The sequence below is a fragment of the Streptomyces sp. NBC_00029 genome (assembly GCF_045160505.1).
In the GTDB taxonomy this organism is placed as follows: Bacteria; Actinomycetota; Actinomycetes; order Streptomycetales; family Streptomycetaceae; genus Streptomyces.
Genome location: NZ_CP108292.1, coordinates 4,063,139 through 4,079,752 on the forward strand (window position 1 = coordinate 4,063,139; position 16,614 = coordinate 4,079,752).

The window sequence follows — 16,614 nt, forward strand, 5'->3', positions numbered from 1 at the left end:
ATTCCTGGTGAAGAGAAACCTGCCGGCTCTCGTTCTGCTTGGTTCCTACGACAGTCATCGCGCTTCTCCCACCGGTTCGGGCTTCTCTTCCGCGGATGCGCCGGGCTTCAGGTCCGCTTCGGAATCCGTTGCCACGGCCTCCGCGTCCTCGAGGCGACGAAGGGAGCGCAGCGGGGAGAAGAACAGGAGCAGCGCGGCCAGGAAGCCACCGCACGCGGATACGAGGACGGTTTCACGGAGGCCCAGCGACGTGCCCAGCACACCGCCGAGGAGAGAACCCAGTGACAGCGCGCTCCAAGCGAAGGTGCGCACCGTCGCGTTGACCCGGCCCAGCAAGTGGTCGGGAGTCACCGCTTGGCGGAAGCTGATGACGGTCACGTTGAACACGGGAAGCCCGATGAGGGCGATGAAGTTCGCGGTTGCCGCGAGTCCGAGGGCCCACGACGAGTCCGCGTCGACCGACCCCAGCAGCAGGCACCCGACTCCCGGGAGCAACATGGCCAAGGTCAGCGCCGGGCCGGCGCCCAGCAGGCGGGTCACCCGTTCGACGAGGAGAGCACCGATGACAGCACCCGCACCACCGAATCCGACGACCAGGCCGATCTCCGTCGATCCGAATCCGATGTCCCGGACGAGGAAGAGGAAGAAGACCGACAACAGGGCGCTCTCGAAGAGGTTCGCGAGCACCGCGGCGGTCGTGCACCAGCGGAGGACGGGGTGGCGCCTGACCACGCTGATGCCTTCTCGAATGGACGCCCAGAACGAGAGGGGCGCTGTGCCCTGGCCCTGGTCCGCCGTAGGCGTCGCATCCGCAGGCAGCTTCAGAACGGCCGCAGCGGAGAGAAGGTAGCTCACGGCGTCGGCGGCAATCACCAAGGGTGCGCCGAGCAGACCGATCAACGCGCCGGCCGCTCCGGGACCGGCGACCTCGGCCATCGATTCCGAAACCTGCATCTTCGAGTTCGCCTGCATCAGCCTTGCCCGCGGGATCAAGGTGGGGAGGTACGACTGATAGGCGAGGTCGAAGAACACGCTCATCGTGCCGACGACGAACGCGACGACGAAGAGCTGCGTGATCGTCAGTATGTCGAGGGCGTAGGCGATGGGGATCCAGGCCAGCGCGAGGGCTCGCACGACATCGGCCCCGATGAGGATGGGGCGGCGCGCCCGCCTGTCCAGCATGGCTCCGACACCCAGGCCGAACAGCAGGAAGGGAAGCGTGGTCAGCGCGCCCAGGATGCCGGACTGCATGGGCGTGGCCTGAAGGATCATGACGGCGGTGAGCGGGATGGCCACGTACGTGAGCTGCGCCCCGAAGACCGACATGCTCTGGCTGGACCACAACAGCAGGAAGTCGCGGTGTCGGAAGAGCGAGGCCGTCTCGCTTGGCGCGGTCATCGGGTCTCCTTGAAGATCTCGGAAATCGGTCGGTCGAGATCGGACGAGGCGGCTTCGAGGCCGTCGGCGAACTCGGCGGCGAACTTCCGCATGGTGCTCTCGTCGAACAGCGAGCTGTCGTATTCGACTTCGAGTTCCAGTTGGTCCTCGAGCTCGGTGATGTAGTACGTGACGTCGAATTTGGTCGCGTCCGTGGTGACGAACACGTCCTCGGCGTCGACTTCCGCCATCTCGAGCGTCGGGTTGTGGAAGTTTTGGAGGGCCAGCCAGGCTTGGATCAGCGTGCTGCGCACCCCCGTCCGCGGAATCGCGCTGTCGGCGACCTGCTGGAAGGGGACGCTCTGGTTCTCGTAGGCACGCAGGGACCACTTGCGGACCCTGAGGAGCAGCTCGCGGAAGCTGGGATCCCCGGAGAGGTCCGTCCTCATCACAACGGTGTTGATGAAACAACCCATGAGCGGCTCGGTCGCCGGATCCTGTCGACCCGCGACCGGAGTTCCGACCACCACGTCCTCCCGGTCCGCGTGCCGCCCGAGAACGACGGAATAGGCGGCCAGGAGCACCATGAACAGCGTCGTTCTGGTCTGCCGCGCCATGTTCAGCGCGGCGGCCTTGGAGAACGTGACCGTCACGGACTTGCCCGGCACCATCACTCGGGACTCCCGGGGACGGTCGGTACGCAGGCCGAGTTCGTGGGGGACCCCGCTCAGTGCCTGCTTCCAGTAGTCCGCCTGACGGGCGAACTCCTCGGTCTGGGAACGCTGCCAGGTCGCGTGGTCACGGTACTGGATGGGGAGTTCGGGAAGATCCGGATCCGTTCCCCGCACGTGGGCGTTGTACGCGACCGACACTTCTTCGATCAGGTTCCCGATGGACCATCCGTCGGTGACGATGTGGTGCACGGTGATGTGCAGGAAGTACTCGTCGTCGCTGACGCGCAGCAGCAGCGGGCGCAGCAACGGACCCGTCGCCAGGTCGAAGGGCTTCTCGGTGGCCCGTACGAGCGTCTCCCGTACGTCTTCGTCCGGGTCCGCGTCCACGACCTCGAAGGTGCATGCCCCTGGCCCGTCGACCACCGCGGTGAGCTCACCGGCGGGAAGGAGCTCGTACCGGGTGCGGAGGATTTCGTGCCGCGCCGTCACCGTCCGCAGGGCCTCGTTCAGCGCGGGAACGTCCAGGCGTCCGGAGAGGCGGAAGGTGATCGGGATGTGGTAGGCGGATGACTGGTCCTCGAAGGTGTACGCCATCCAGAAGCGTTCCTCGGCGGGACTCAGCGAGTTGGACCAGACGGACTTCTGGTCCCGGAGCTGCGTGATCGGGGCCGGGGAACCGTCGGACTCGGTCCGACGGCCGGCGAGTCGCTGGGCGAAGAGTTCGCGCTTCGCCTGGGACAGGGCGTCCAGACGGGGGCGCCCCTGCGGCTCGGCGGCGCCGTCGGCGAGGTGGCCCGGCGTGGTGGGGATGGTCATGGAACGGGCCCCTAGTCCGTCATCGAGACGAGGGTGCGGCGGGTCCCGGTGAAGGGCTGCCTGCCGTGCGCGACCAGCATGTTGTTGACGATCATCACGTCGCCCGTCTCCCACGGGAAGGCGAACGACACCTCGTCGTAGACCTTCCGGACGGCGTCCAGATCGGCCCTTTCGATCGGGGAGCCGTCGCCGTAGTAGGCGTGCCGGGGCAGGTCCTCCTCGGCATAGAGGGAAAGGAGTGCCTCGAGCACGTCGGGCTCCAGGCTCGTGGCGTGGAAGAGGTGGGCCTGGTTGAACCAGACCGTGTCCCCCGTGCGCGGCTCCACCTGCCACGCCGGCCGGTGGTGCGAGGTGCGCAGTCCCTCGTCGGTCCACTCGAAGCTCTGCCCGTGCTCCGTGCAGTACTTCTCCACGGCCGCCGGGTCGTCGGTCTGGAACGCCTCCTGCCAGGACAGTCCGAGCCCCTGGCGGAACGAGCGGGTGTAGACGACTCCCCGGGCGAACCGCTCACGGACATCGGCCGGAAGCGCCCGGTACACCGCACGGCTGTCGGCGACCGGCGTCGCTCCGCCCGACTCCGCGGGCACGGCGCAGAGGAGGAACAGCAGCCTCGGCCAGTTCTCCGAGTAGGAGCTCTCGTTGTGCATCGGGATGGACTGGTCCGGCGGGTATTCCGTGGAGGTGTAGATGGCCCCTTGGACCTCGGACCGCGGGGTGGACCGCTCGGTGTACTCCAGTGGGGACCCGCCCACCAGGCGGGTGATCTCGTCGAAGAGTTCCAGGTCGGCGGGAAGCCCACGGAGCAGAACCGCACCCTGGTCGTGGAGCGCGCTGTCCAGTTCGCCGAGGAGTTCGCGGCACCGGTCCAGGTCCGTCACGTCGTCGAAGACGGCGACGCGCGTGTGCTCATTTCCGATATATCGCATGAATGTTGTTCCTTGTCGCACAGTCGGGTTGGCCCATCAAGGGTGGATTCACCAGTCGGCCGGCCGAGATCGCCGGCGGTGAGCTCCGGTTCGGGCTCAGACAGCTCCCTGACGCAGGAGCTGCTCCGCATCCGCGTCGCTGAGTTCGTCGAGCTCCGCCATGATCAGTCGTTCGATCTCCGCAGCCAGCGCGGCGACCGTCGTGAACGTGAACATTCCTCGAACCGGGATGTCCACGCCGAGCTGCGCACGAATACGGGCAATCGTTCGGATGGCGGTCAGTGAATTGCCACCGCGCTCGAAGAAGTCATCCTCCGTACCCACCTTTTCCACACCGAGCAGGTCGGCGAAGACCTCGGCAACCAGCCGCTCGGCGTCAGTGCGCGGGGCGACATATGCAGGCTCGACCGAGAAGTCCGGCGTCGGAAGCGCAGCGCTGTCCAACTTGCCGTTGGAGGTCAGCGGCAGGGCATCGAGCTTGACGAAGATGCTGGGAAGCATGTATTCCGGCAGCTCGCGAGCGAGCGCGTCACGGTCGGGCTCACCCTGGCCCACGACGTAGGCCACGAGTTGGTCGGCGCGAACCGCGACGGCCGCCTGCTCGACGCCGGGCTGGGCGCGCAGCAGGGACTCGATCTCGCCGGGCTCGATCCGGAAGCCACGCAGCTTGATCTGCTGATCGTTGCGCCCCAGGTACTCCAGGAGCCCGTCTTCCCGACGCCGCACCAAGTCGCCCGTCGCGTACATCCGGTGGCCAGGGTGGAAGGGGCTGCTCGCGTACGCGGCACTGTCACGGCCCAGATACCCACGGCTCACCTGCGGCCCCGCGACGTGCAGGGCCCCAATGCCCCCGTCCGGGACGGGCTGTCCCTGGGCATCCAGAACGTAGGCGGCGTGCCCGGGCACTGGATGCCCGATCACGACTCCCCCGGAAGCGTCGACCGGCGGCTGGGTGCCGGGCTCGATGGTCAGAGCAATGCAGCCGACGGTGACCTCGGTGGGGCCGTACTCGTTGGTGACCCGAGTCCGCGGGTTACGGACCCGCCAAGCCTCGAGAACGTCCGCGGGCAGTGCCTCGCCGCCCACAACGAGATCCTCGCTCGGCGATGCGGCGTCACCGATGGCCTCCAGCAGCGGCAGGTGGCTCGGCGTGACCTTCAGGAACGAAGGACGCTCCGGCACATTGCTGGTCAGCGGTGCCAGGCGCACCGAGCCGCCAACGATGAGCGGGCCGAACAGTCCCGTGACAGTCAGGTCGAAACAGAGCGTGGAATGGACCAGGGACCGTCCAGCCAGCCCGGGGTACACATCTGCCGCCCAGGTCAGGTAGGCAGCGAGCGACCCGTGCTCGACCACCACGCCCTTGGGCCGACCGGTCGACCCTGACGTGTAGATCACATACGCGACATCGCTCGGCGAAGCCGGCACCAGGTCGCGATCGGCGTCTCCGTCAGCCTCGCCACCGACCTCGTCATTGATCAGGAGGACGTCCCCCGGGAACGGCCCTGCCGAGCCGGCCAGTACCAGCCGCGCTCCGGAATCGCCCAGCACGTACGCCACGCGGTCGGCCGGGTGACCAGGATCGACCGGGACCCATGCGCTCCCGGCCTTCCACGCTCCCAACACCGCGGGCAGAAGTTCGAGGCACGGTTCCGCGGAGACCCCCACCACCGCCGGCGCACCGGCAGCACGCAACCGCGCCGCGACGCGAGATGCGGCGACGTCCAGCTCCCGATAGGTGAGCCGCCGATCACCGGCGATCACCGCGACGGCGTCCGGGGTGCGTGCGGCTTGCTCCCCGAACAAGGCGAGCACGCTCGTGTCGGGCTGGGGCGCCGGCTCCCACCCTGTCGGGCACAGGAGGTCTCGTCGCTGAGCCGAGGGCTCTTCTGTCCCCGGCGCTTCGTCAGCCATTCCTCTTCCTTTCCGCCGCTTTCACCGCATCCGATGGCGCACTGTCCGGAAGGCCGTGGCGCCATCGGCCGTACGGCCGGCGAGGGTCTTGATCGATCTGGGCATGCTGAGTCGGCAGACGGCGAGAGCCGATTCCTGCGGACTCCAGATGCAGATCAACGGTGTCTGCGTCGGGACGGCGACCGGCACATCGGACATGTCGCGAATTGATGGCTTCACTGACGTCTCCGCCGTGCCCCCCGGCCAGCCCTTTCGATGCGAAGTCGGTAGTACTTGATCGGCATGGGTCTCACCGTCAACCGATCCGCCTCGGATCTGCGTGATCTCATGGTTGCCGCAGCACCTCCCGACCCGGTCCCGTCTCGTTCCCGGCCGGATCCGGATGCATCCCGGCACACGGCGGAGGCAGCCCGGTCCGTGGCAAGATGACGGGATGCCGATCCGAAAGGCCGATGCCGCGTAGGCGTCCGAAGGGGCTGCGCGCGCAGCGTTGGCAGCCCCGAAGAGGTATCCCGGTTCGCCGGATCGCCGGTGTGACTGCGGCGACTCGCGTGGCGATCCGGAAGGTGGAGGAGGACCCGCTGTGGCCGGGGGTCGTAGTCGCTGCCCTGGCCGAATGTGAGTGGTATCTGAAACAGCCAGGGCACGTGTTGCCGGATCCGGTGATGGGCTGTGAGTGCTGTGGCCCCCTCGCGGCGAGGGACCGCCTGGAGGACGTGTTGTTGTTGTTGCTTCCCCGCGGCGCTCGGGCGGACCTGGGCAAGCTCGATGCCGAGTTCGACCGCCGGACCGTTCCCCTCGGTCCTCACCTCACGCTGGCGAGCCCGTGAGGATGCCGTCGATCATCGGCTTGCAGGGTCCAGCCTTGTCTCCCGCGGCTCCATCTCCTTCCGCGATTTCGGCAACGCCGAAATCAAGGCCCTCCGTACGGCCTCGAAGCCGACACCGTGCTTCCGCATGAGCGCCCGCAACGACATGCCGTCCTTGGCATCACGACGGATCGCCGCGTACAGATCGACCTTGGGCTTCGGCAACACCCGGGCCCCCTCGTCGTGCAGAGCACAACCATGGTCCCGAAGCGAGCGCCGAGGCGTCCTCGAAAACTCAGCGACATCACTCACCCGTGGAACCGGGCGTTCCCGCCACTGAGCATCAGATGTTCTGAAACTCACCAACAAAGCCAGTTTGAGTGCTATGGCGGATGACCTATGATCCTTCTGGCCAAGCCCTCGACCTGGGGTTTTGGCAAGTTACGGGGGCTGGAGAAGCAATGAAGGACATGGACGCGGGGAAGGATGTGGTGCCCCGGTCAGAAGACCTTCGCTTCCGCGTTCTCGGCCCCCTGGAGGTATGGGCCAACGGAGTGCGACTGCGACTCGGGGGGGCAATCCAGGAGCGGGTGCTCGCCACCCTTCTGCTTGAATGCGGGCGAGTGGTAACCGTAACCAAACTGATTGAGGCTGCCTGGGAAGGGAACCCTCCGGCGACTGCAGTTCACCAGGTGCGAAAGGCTGTGGCCGATCTGCGCCGGCGCTTGCCGGACGGCGGGAGCACGATCCTCACCGACGGTCCGGGCTACCGGACGGCGGTGCCACCCGGCGGACTGGATCTCCTGGAGTTCGAGGCACGACTGCAGGCCGCAGCACAAGCTGCGGGGGCGGGGCGACCAGAGGAGGCGTGCACCGACCTCCAGGGGGCGCTCGACCTGTGGCAGGGCACTGTCCTCGCCGATGCCGGCGGCTCGGTGATCGGCCTGGCGGCGGCCGCGCTGGATGAGCGTCGGTTGAATGCCGCAGAGCAGTTGTACGACCTACGGCTGAGGCTCGGCCAGGCCGGAGCACTCATCCCCGAGCTACTGGCACTGATTTCAGCCAATCCCCTGCGCGAGACGTTGCGTGGGCAGCTAATGCTCGCCCTGTACCGCTCGGGACGGCAGGCGGAGGCACTGGAGGAGTACGCGAGAGTACGCGAGCTGCTCGCCGACGAGCTCGGCGTCGACCCCGGACGGCAGCTGGTCCAGCTCCACGAAGGGATCCTGCGCGAGAGTCCCGAGCTAGCTGGATCGCCTGGTGAGACGACTACCGCCTCCGCAGCACCTGTCGCGCCGCGGGGGTCCATATGCACCTTGCCTTACGCTTTGCCTGATTTCACAGGGCGGAACGACGAACTAACCAGTCTCTTGAGCCATGTCCGGTCCGCGGAGCCGCTGGGCACGCCGGGCACCCAGGTCCATGCCATCGACGGAATGGGCGGTTCGGGGAAAACTTCCCTAGCAGTGTGCGCCGCCCATCAGCTATCCGATGAGTTTCCTGACGGGCAGCTCTACGTAAATCTGCACGGCTTCACCCCAGGCAGCCAATCGACGGTATCGGCGTCTGCCGCAATGGACATTCTGCTACGGGCCGTCGGTGTCCCGGGCGACCGCATACCCGAGGACCTGTCGGGGCGTGAAGCCGAGTGGCGAGCGGCGATATCAGGGCGGCGGATGCTGTTGCTCCTCGACAACGCCTCCGACGTGGCCCAGGTTCGTCCCTTGATCTCGGCCTCCCCCAACTGCCTGATACTGATCACCAGCCGGGTGCGGCTGCTTGATCTCGACGGCATCGAGTGGCACTCCCTGGGAACGATGACACCAAAGGACAGCGCCGCACTGGTCACCCGGATGCTCGGCCCGGACCGTGTGGACGCCGAGCCAGACGCCACCGTCGAGCTCGCCACATTGTGCGGTCACCTTCCCCTAGCCCTACGCATCGCGACCACCCGGCTGCGCAACCGTCCGCAATGGACGATTCGGTATCTCGTCGAGCGGCTACGGGACGAAAGCCGCCGGATGGACGAGCTGAGCTCGGGCGAACGCAGCGTCGCTGCCACACTTCAGCTCTCGTATCTGGCCATGGATGAAAGGCATGGAGAGGCCTTCCGGACTCTGGCGCTGCATCCGAGCCCACGCATCGACGGCTACTCCGCGGCCGCGTTGCTGGACACCGATCTCAGGGAAGCCGAGGACATTCTTGAGCTCCTGCTCGACGCACAACTGCTCCAGCAGCCCGAATTGGGCGTCTACACCTTCCACGACCTAGTGCGCAGCTTCGCTGGAAGCCGGCGCGGACCCTCGACTGAGCGCACCGACGCAGCGGCCGTCGAGCGGCTGCTTCGCTACTACCACACGGCCACCGGCACAGCCTGCGACGCGCTGTTCACCGGACGCGCCCACCACTCCACCGCAATCGAGGAGTACGCAGGAGAGCTGCCGGAGCTGACGGACGAGGAGTCGGCACGGCTCTGGTTCGCCCACGAGCACCAGGGCCTGCTTGCAGTGATAGACCTAGCCGACCGGCTCGCTCAGGACCGGCATGTCGGCTGGCTGATCCGTAACGTGGCCTTCCACCTGTACGCGGGCGGATACCTGGAGGAGTTTCATGAGCTCGCGCGCCGCGCGACCCGAGCCGCGCGCAGGCTCGACGACCCGGTCCTGCTGAGCGTCAGTCTGTCCAACCTGGCGGCTGCCTGTTGGAAGCTCGGCCGCTTCGAGGAGGGCATCGACGTCGCCCGCGAGGGTTGTGACATCGCGGTACGCCTGGGAAACCGGGACACCGAGGCGCACTGCGAGTCCACACTCGGGCTCCTCCTGCTCATGCTGGGACGTTATGCAGAAGCGCTCCCGCGAATGAAGCGAGCGATCGAGGTGGCGCGGGAGATTGGTGCCTCACGTGCGGAGGCGGAAACCCAAACGAATCTCAGCTCGCTATACACCCGGTGGGGCCGATATGGGGAGGCGACGGCCGCCGCCCGTCAGGCCCTGGAGCTCACGCGGATCTCCCCCGACCCGGTCAACGAGACCATGGCACTGGCCGATCTCGCGGCGGCTCAGATGGGGATGGGACAGTACGCCGACGCCCATGAGAGCCTGCGCCGAGCCCGGGAGATCTGCGACGAGAGCGGCCCTCCTGGTGACACCGCACAGGTGCTGGCGCTCTCCGCCGTCGTGGCCCATCAAATCGGCGACACCCATGCAGTGCCCTACTGGGCCGAGCGCGCTCTGGCCCTCGCGCGATCCGGTGGTACGCCAGTCCGCCAGGCATACACCGAGAACATCCTCGGCCGACTGCGTACCGCACAGGGCCAGCACACGGCAGCGATGGCCCTGCATTCGCATGCGCTGGAGATTGCCTCGGCGATCCGCTTCCGGTCCGAGGAGGCATCCGCGCATCTCGGTCTGTCGCGGGCGGCAGCGGGGGTCGGCGACATGTTGACGGCTCGGGCGCACCAGGGAGCGGCGACCAAGCTCTTCGACCTCATGGAACTGCCCGACACCGGCCGCGGCCACTGAGCGGAGCTTACGGGGTGGGTGAAGCCGGGCCCTTGTTGTCCGCAAGAACCTGCCGGGTGGCGGCCCCGCCGTCGTCGGAGGTCTTCACGGTCGCTCCCAGCCCAAGCGCCAGGGCAGCGACCGCAAGGATTCCGGCCAGTCGGATCAGCTTCGTGCGCATGTCTCGTTACCTGTCTTGCAGAGATGGATACGGCGCCGTGGCGGGCAGTGCCCGTTTCGACATCTCAGAGACTGGCGCAGGCCGATACCGAACGGTTCCCTTCCCCGTACCTCTCAAGGACTCGCTGATCAGAGGGTCACGTCGATGATCCGGCAACCCTGCGCGGTGAGCTCCACTGCTGTCCGCACCATCCCGTGCCGGTACCCGGCCAGGTCGAGCAGGGCCCGCACCGTGGCCCTAATCCTCGCCTGATCCTTATCGGACTCATCGACGTCGGCTCGTTGAGCGGTGACATCCGTGACGATATGCATCCCGTCGACGCTCAGCGTCCACACATCGAACGTAGGCCACGCCGGTGGCTCGTCGCCGAGGTGAGGCCCTTGGTATCCGCCCTGTTCCAGGAGCCGCTGCAGGACAGCCGTACCGGGCAGTTCACTCACCGCCCATCCCAGCCGCCTGGAGATCTCGCGTACCACCGCTGCGGCCTTCGCCGCCGTGAGAGCGGCCGCCTCGCTGCCCAGCACGGGCTGCAGCATGCTCCGGGTTCCGCACTCGGAATGGATGATCCGATCGATTCCGTAGACGTGCGCGCAGCGCTCCAGCAGCGTCCGCAGGGCATCAGGATCCGCAAGGCTCGCCATGAGCAGGCGGCGTGCCGGGAGTCCGGCTGCGGCCAGCGCGTCCGACGTCCGCACCGCCGGATCGACCACTGCCCACACTCGGAGGTCGGACGCGATCGCTGCACGCACCGCGGAGGCAGGAGGCAGGACCAGCAGGATGCGTGACGTGGGGTGTCCCTCGTTCACCGGACCTCCAACCTGGCTGGAACCCCGGAGGTGAGCTCCGTGGTCCCGTGGTCGACGTACTCGACGGCCGCAGTCGAGATCACCGCGACAGCGGCTGTGTATCCAGGTACTGCCAGCAGATCGGCCAGCTGGATACGGCCGAGGAGGTCCGGCCGACCTGCGAATGAAGTCACAGCGGGCGGAGAATCCGCAGGTGCGACCGCCATCCGCGACATCGGAATACGCAGTCCGTCCCCGGTCGCCTTTAGTACGGCCTCCTTCCGAGTCCAAGTCCGGAAGAAGGACAAGGGGCTCGGCCCTCCCTGAGGTATTGGCTCCAACTCGGAGAAGACTTGTGGAACTAGCTCCTTCAGGGGCATGGACTCGTCGATCCGCTCAACGTCCACTCCCACTGGCCCGCTTGAGGAGAGTGCCACGGCGACCAGTCGTCCGGAGTGGGAGATGGAGGCCTCCCAGACGGTCCCCGGGAGAGTTGGCTTCCCGTGCGGGCGCGAGCAGTCAGGGCATGCTGATCCCACCACCACCTGACGCGGCTCAGTACCGAGTAGATCAGCCGCAAGGGTGCGCAGAAGCGCCCGCCCTGCGACAAAGCGGTCTTGGTCATCAGCCCTCCGAAGAGTGCCGACGCGGTCCAGTTCAGCCGGCGATAGCAGATGGTGACGGCTGCGCGCCGCTCCCGAAACCTCAGCCCACCAGATGTGGCACGTCCCATCTTGTTCACACAGCCTGTCGTACACGCTCGTCCTTGAAAAAGTAGGCCGACCGATGCCGGTATGGAATCCAGCTCTCCCGGGGGCCCGAACTCGGAGAACATGCCGAAGTGCACCAGCGCTCCGTTGTCTTGCAGAGGCAGGCCACGAGTACGTCCAAGTGCCGCTCGGCGGAGCCAAACCTGAATAGTTGCTCGTGCGGGCGACGCAAAGGGGAGGGGTCGACGTCGGAGCTGCGGAAGATGTCACCCCCAGGCCAAGCACTTTCACACACATATGCCATTCTGGCGCCAACCGGGAAGACATTCCCGTTCCTCTTCATACTCCCGCCCCTTCCTCCCAGCATTACTGACCCTGACACCTTCCGGTACTGTTCCGGTCCCTTATTGATCCTGTCGGATTCCCTTCCCCCACTCCGACCGACATTTCTCCTGACGTCCGGTGCACTTCGCGCCACACCGAGCTTCCTTCGCATCAACTCTTCTGTTAATTTTTGCGAGTGAGGCCCGGCGACTCGCGCCCTGTTCAGGTTTGTTGGCCTAGCGGCAGACGTGCCGTCGCCAACCATGGCCGCAATCCGAGCAGACGCGTCTGCGCCGCCGTGCTGTCCTGATGAACTTCAACCTCCCCAACGAGGAGGCGTTCGCCGAGCCTTTGCCGGCGGACAGAACATTACGTACCGCAGCCACCAGGGCAGACCTCGGGCAGCCTCCCCAGCTCACGCAGGAGAGGATCAGAGCCTCTTACTCTCATCAGCTTCACGCCAGGAAGGTTGGATATGAACATGCCGCAGGACCGAAACCGCGGCCTGTGGTTTCGGACGATCAAGGCTTGCAGCACTCCACGTGTCAGGCTGGTGTGCTTTCCCCATGCAGGCGGTGCGGCAAGCTTCTTTCGCGACTGGGCACCATTTGTTCCAGACGGCGTGGAGCTTCTGGCTGTCCGCTACCCCGGGCGAGAAGACCGATTGCACGACTCATTGCCCGACTCCTTGGAAGAGCTGGCGTATTCCACAGCACAGGCATGCCAGCAGTTCATTGACGTCCCTCTCGCCTTCTTCGGCCATAGCATGGGGGCATCCATCGCCTACGAGACGGCAATGCACCTGCGAGAGCAACCCGCCCCTATGCTGGCTGGCTTGTTCCTCTCCTCCCGATCAGGACCTGGCCAGGCGCCCCACCGCGCCTTCCCTGAAGCCACAGACACCGAACTACTGAAACACATTGAATCGTTGGGTGGCACCAACGCACAGGTCCTCCGCGACCCGGAGCTGCTGGAATTGATACTTCCCGCCATCCGTAGCGATTACCATATCGTAAGCCAGTATCAGACCAAAGTCGGCCAACACAAGTTGAATATTCCGGTCATCGCCTATTACGGAAACCAGGACACGAGAGCAGGCGAGGCAGCCGTCGCGAGATGGTCGGCCGTGACGAACAGCAGCTTCACTGTGCGCGGCTTCGCTGGAGGCCACTTCTATCTTATGAGCCACCGCCGTGAACTACTCATTGATATCTCTTCGCGCCTGCGCACTCTTATCGCGCCGCATCACCCTGACATGGCGCAAGAAAACGCCGGTGCCGTCGAGCACATTCCTGCCTGAGGTAAGGAAGGGCAGCTAGGCCGTCGACGTCCTGGCCGCCCTCGCCCCGACTCTCCCCGAGGCGGTCCGGGCGGCGTCGGCGAAGGCGTTCGTCCTGCTGGACGGAACGCTGCTGCCGATCGACCGGATCGCTGCCGACCGCCCTTTCTACTCCGGCAAACACAAGAAACACGGAATGAACGTGCAGGTCCTCGCCGATCCGTTCGGCCGGCTGCTGTGGGCGTCACCCGCTCTGCCCAGGGCCGTCCACGACGTCCGTGCGGCCTGCGAGCACGGTGTCATCGACGCTCTCGCAGGGGCCGGCATCGTCTGCCAGGCCGACAAGCGCTACCAAGGAGCCGGGAGCACGGTCCGTGTCCCCTACCGCGGCAGGTGGGAGACGCTGTCCGCAGGCCAGCAGGCCGTCAACCGGTCCCACGCGAAGATCCGGGCCCTGGTCGAGCAGGCCATCGCCACCCTCAAGTCCTGGCGGCTTCTCCGCAAGCTCCGCTGCTCGACCACCCGCATCACCGCCCTCTTCCAAGCCGTCCTCACCCTGCATCTGGCCAGCTCAGGCTGAAGATGGAAAGGCTCCGTCAGGCAGCCTGCCCGACTAGCCAACGGTGCCCGTCAGAGCGGAGCAAAGCCCCTCTCGACGGGCTCGACGAGAAGTATGTACGTAGTGATCAACAAGGAGTGCTATGACAACCGCGTCGACCTCTGATGCCGACCTCACGCGCCGGCTCAATTCGCTCGCGAAGTACTTCCGTCCCCTCCAGGTGCCGGACCCCGGGGAGCTGCCCCGGGTGCAGGAGCTGTGTGACATCGCCGACCCCTTCCGGGCCGACGAGGCCGCCGACGCCGTGTTCGTCGCCGCCATGCGGGAGATCAACGCCTGGCACGCCGCCCGCAACCCGCTGTACGGGGCCATGTGGAAGGGCGCGGGCGCGCCGGACATCACCGGCGTCGAGCAGGTCGCCGACCTGCCCTACATCCACGTCAACCTGTTCAAACGGCATGCCCTGAGCTCCATTGCGGACGACACCGTGGCGCTCCGGCTGACTTCCTCGGGCACAGGCGGCGAAAAGACCGAAATAGGCTTCGACACCTGGTCCATCGGCGCCGCCCAGCGCATGGATGCCTGGACCATCAAGGCACTGGGGCTCATCGACGTCGAGCGCCCCGCGAACTACCTGGTGCTGGGCTACGAGCCGGATCCGCGGCTCACCATCGGCGCCGCGCACGGTCTCAACGAGCTCTGCGACTTCGCCCCCGTCGCCTCCGCCGTCCACGCGCTGCGGAACACCGGCGAGGGCCACGAGTTCAACCCCATGGGTTCCGTCGACGCCCTCCTCGAGTTCGCCGCCCGCGACGAGCCGGTGCGGATCGTCGGCTTCCCCGCCCTGCTGCACGCCGTACTGGAGCGGATGGAGGCGATGGGCGTGCCCTGCCTGGACCTGCCGGAGGGATCGCTAGTGCTGACCGGTGGCGGCTGGAAGGGCCACGCCGACCGGTCCATCGGCCGGGTCGAGTTCCGCGCCGCGATCGAGCGGCGGCTCGGCATCCCGGAGGAGCGGATCCGCGACTGCTACGGCTCGGTGGAGCACTGTCTCCCGTACATCGAGTGCGCCGCGCACCACTTCCACGTACCCGTCTGGTCCCGCTGTGTGGTGCGGGACGTGCGCACCCTGGAACCGGTGGGCCACGGCACTCCCGGCTATCTCCAGTTCGTCTCACCGTTCATCACGTCGCTGCCCGCTCACACCATCCTCATGGCCGACCTCGGCACCCTGCACCCGCCGGGCGACTGCGGGATCGCCACCCCGTGGTTCGAGGTCCACGGACGGGCGGGCGTACGCCGAAACCGCAACTGCGCCGTCGCCGCGGCGGAACTCCTGGAGGTTCGATGACCACCGTCCCGCACACCACGCCCTACTACTGGCAGGGCGAATGGGTCGACGAGGAGGAGGCCGGCCGCCGCCTCGGCACCCTGGGCGGCATCCTGCCCGCCCTGACCGGGTCGCTCGACGTCCACCACGTCCTGGCCGCGTGCGGCAGGCTGGCCGCCCTCCTCGCCAACCCGGACAGCCCCGAGTACCGCCGGCTGTTCGCCGATCTGACCGATCCCGCCACGACCGCGCTGCCCACCGCAGACGCGAAACTCTCCCTTGCCTCCCTCGCCGAGGCCTTCGCTCCCGAGCTGCTGGCCGCCCAGCTGACCGCCGAGCTCGGCGGCACGGCCCCGCACCATCCAGTCCCGGCGCCCTTCGCGGACGGCGCGGCGGAGCTGTGGCAGCCCATCGGCACCTTGGTCCACATCGCCCCGAAGAACGTGGCAGCGGGCGGCGTGCTGAGCGTCGTCGAGGGCCTGCTCGCCGGAAACGTCAACATCGTCAAGACCAGCGGTACCGAGAGCCTGTTCACCCAGCACGCCCTCGCGGCACTGGCCGACGCCGATCCGTCCGGAGAGCTCCGCAGCCGGCTGGTGGTGCTGCGCTTCTCGTCCCGCAACACCGAGTGGCTGCGTGAATTGTGCCGCCCGGCCGACGCCGTGGCGGTCTGGGGAACCGAAGAGGCCGTCGAGGGCGTTGCCCGGTTCCTTCCGTCCGGCTGCCGGCTCGTCGAGTGGGGGCCCAAGATCTCCCTGGCCTATCTCGACCGCACGGGTGCCCGCCGGGACGGCGAGACGCTGCGGAAGCTGGCCCGGGACATCCTGCGCAACGGTCAGCGCACCTGCACCAGCCCGCAGGTCGTCTACGTCGACACCGCCGACCGAGACGTGCTGTTCGCCGAGGCCCGGGCCGTCGCGGACGCGTTGTCGGCGGAGGCCAGCCACTTCCCCGTACTGCCGAGGGAGACGGCCGAGCAGGCGGAGATCACCAACGTGGTGACCGTCGCGCACCTGGAGGAACACCTGGGCCTGACCCGTACGTTCAGCGCGCCGGATGGCACCTGGCACGTGCTCGCGGACACGCGTCCCGGCCTGGCCGCCTCCCCCCTGTTCGGAACGGTCTGGGTCAAGCCACTGCCGCGGGAGGAGATCGTGCGGGTCCTCCACCCGATGCGCCGTTATCTGCAGACCGTCGGCCTGCACGCCGAGGGGAGCAGCACGGTGCCGCTGGCCGGCGAGTTCTTCCGGGCCGGAGCCCTGCGCGTCGTACCACTGGGGGCGATGCTGGAGAGTTACGCGGGCGAGCCGCACGACGGACAGCTGGCGCTGCAGCGCTACAGCCGCCGGGTCAGCATCGCCACGGGGGAGGATAGGGGAGAGTGGCTGCAAGCCGAGGCGGAAGCAGCCTGAGGGTAACCTGCCGCAGGT

At 67.0% G+C, this 16,614-nt stretch carries 12 protein-coding genes and 1 pseudogene; 6 read left to right on the plus strand and 7 right to left on the minus strand.

From position 1 onward, the window contains the following. Window positions 1-54: 54 nt before the first annotated feature. The 4 genes from OG753_RS19010 to OG753_RS19025 all read right to left on the minus strand — a co-directional run bounded on the left by OG753_RS19010 (window position 55) and on the right by OG753_RS19025 (window position 5,707). Window positions 55-1,398 (minus strand): MFS transporter, encoded by a 1,344-nt coding sequence (locus OG753_RS19010; RefSeq protein WP_405789315.1) that lies wholly within the window; start codon window positions 1,396-1,398, stop codon window positions 55-57. After that, window positions 1,395-2,867, minus strand: a complete 1,473-nt coding sequence (locus tag OG753_RS19015) for a condensation domain-containing protein (protein ID WP_405789316.1) — start codon at window positions 2,865-2,867, stop codon at window positions 1,395-1,397. The genes OG753_RS19010 and OG753_RS19015 overlap by 4 nt, the downstream gene beginning before the upstream one ends. An 11-nt stretch (window positions 2,868-2,878) precedes the next feature. Next, window positions 2,879-3,793: a TauD/TfdA family dioxygenase gene (locus OG753_RS19020; protein WP_405789317.1), complete on the minus strand. Its 915-nt coding sequence runs from the start codon at window positions 3,791-3,793 to the stop codon at window positions 2,879-2,881. A gap of 96 nt (window positions 3,794-3,889) precedes the next feature. Next, window positions 3,890-5,707, minus strand: coding sequence for a non-ribosomal peptide synthetase (locus tag OG753_RS19025; RefSeq protein WP_405789318.1), 1,818 nt, complete (start codon window positions 5,705-5,707; stop codon window positions 3,890-3,892). Between the two features lie 551 nt (window positions 5,708-6,258). Here OG753_RS19025 and OG753_RS19030 point away from each other — a divergent pair. Together OG753_RS19030 and OG753_RS19035 are read left to right on the plus strand one after the other, a co-directional pair. Further along, window positions 6,259-6,537, plus strand: coding sequence for a hypothetical protein (locus OG753_RS19030; protein WP_405789319.1), 279 nt, complete (start codon window positions 6,259-6,261; stop codon window positions 6,535-6,537). A gap of 683 nt (window positions 6,538-7,220) precedes the next feature. Then, window positions 7,221-10,037, plus strand: a complete 2,817-nt coding sequence (locus tag OG753_RS19035; RefSeq protein ID WP_405789320.1) for a BTAD domain-containing putative transcriptional regulator — start codon at window positions 7,221-7,223, stop codon at window positions 10,035-10,037. Between the two features lie 7 nt (window positions 10,038-10,044). On the opposite strand, the gene OG753_RS19040 is transcribed toward OG753_RS19035, so the two are convergent. From OG753_RS19040 to OG753_RS19050, 3 genes are all read right to left on the minus strand, one after another. Next, the gene (locus tag OG753_RS19040) at window positions 10,045-10,197 is read right to left on the minus strand and encodes a hypothetical protein (protein ID WP_405789321.1); all 153 of its coding nucleotides are present in this window, start codon (window positions 10,195-10,197) and stop codon (window positions 10,045-10,047) included. 128 nt (window positions 10,198-10,325) lie between these two features. Next, the gene (locus OG753_RS19045) at window positions 10,326-11,003 is read right to left on the minus strand and encodes a hypothetical protein (RefSeq protein ID WP_405789322.1); all 678 of its coding nucleotides are present in this window, start codon (window positions 11,001-11,003) and stop codon (window positions 10,326-10,328) included. Further along, window positions 11,000-12,019 (minus strand): 4'-phosphopantetheinyl transferase family protein, encoded by a 1,020-nt coding sequence (locus OG753_RS19050; RefSeq protein WP_405789323.1) that lies wholly within the window; start codon window positions 12,017-12,019, stop codon window positions 11,000-11,002. Before OG753_RS19050 ends, OG753_RS19045 begins: the two co-directional genes overlap by 4 nt. A gap of 472 nt (window positions 12,020-12,491) precedes the next feature. Between OG753_RS19050 and OG753_RS19055 the strand changes: the two genes are divergently transcribed. The 4 genes and pseudogenes from OG753_RS19055 (at window position 12,492) to OG753_RS19070 (ending at window position 16,596) form a co-directional block, all read left to right on the plus strand. Continuing rightward, window positions 12,492-13,316, plus strand: a complete 825-nt coding sequence (locus OG753_RS19055; protein ID WP_405789324.1) for a thioesterase II family protein — start codon at window positions 12,492-12,494, stop codon at window positions 13,314-13,316. 19 nt (window positions 13,317-13,335) lie between these two features. Beyond that, window positions 13,336-13,875, plus strand: a pseudogene (locus OG753_RS19060) (transposase family protein); the annotation flags it as partial. Window positions 13,876-13,996: 121 nt separating this feature from the next. Next, the gene (locus OG753_RS19065; RefSeq protein WP_405789325.1) at window positions 13,997-15,205 is read left to right on the plus strand and encodes an acyl-protein synthase; all 1,209 of its coding nucleotides are present in this window, start codon (window positions 13,997-13,999) and stop codon (window positions 15,203-15,205) included. Next, window positions 15,202-16,596, plus strand: coding sequence for an acyl-CoA reductase (locus OG753_RS19070; protein ID WP_405789326.1), 1,395 nt, complete (start codon window positions 15,202-15,204; stop codon window positions 16,594-16,596). Before OG753_RS19065 ends, OG753_RS19070 begins: the two co-directional genes overlap by 4 nt. Window positions 16,597-16,614: the final 18 nt, after the last annotated feature.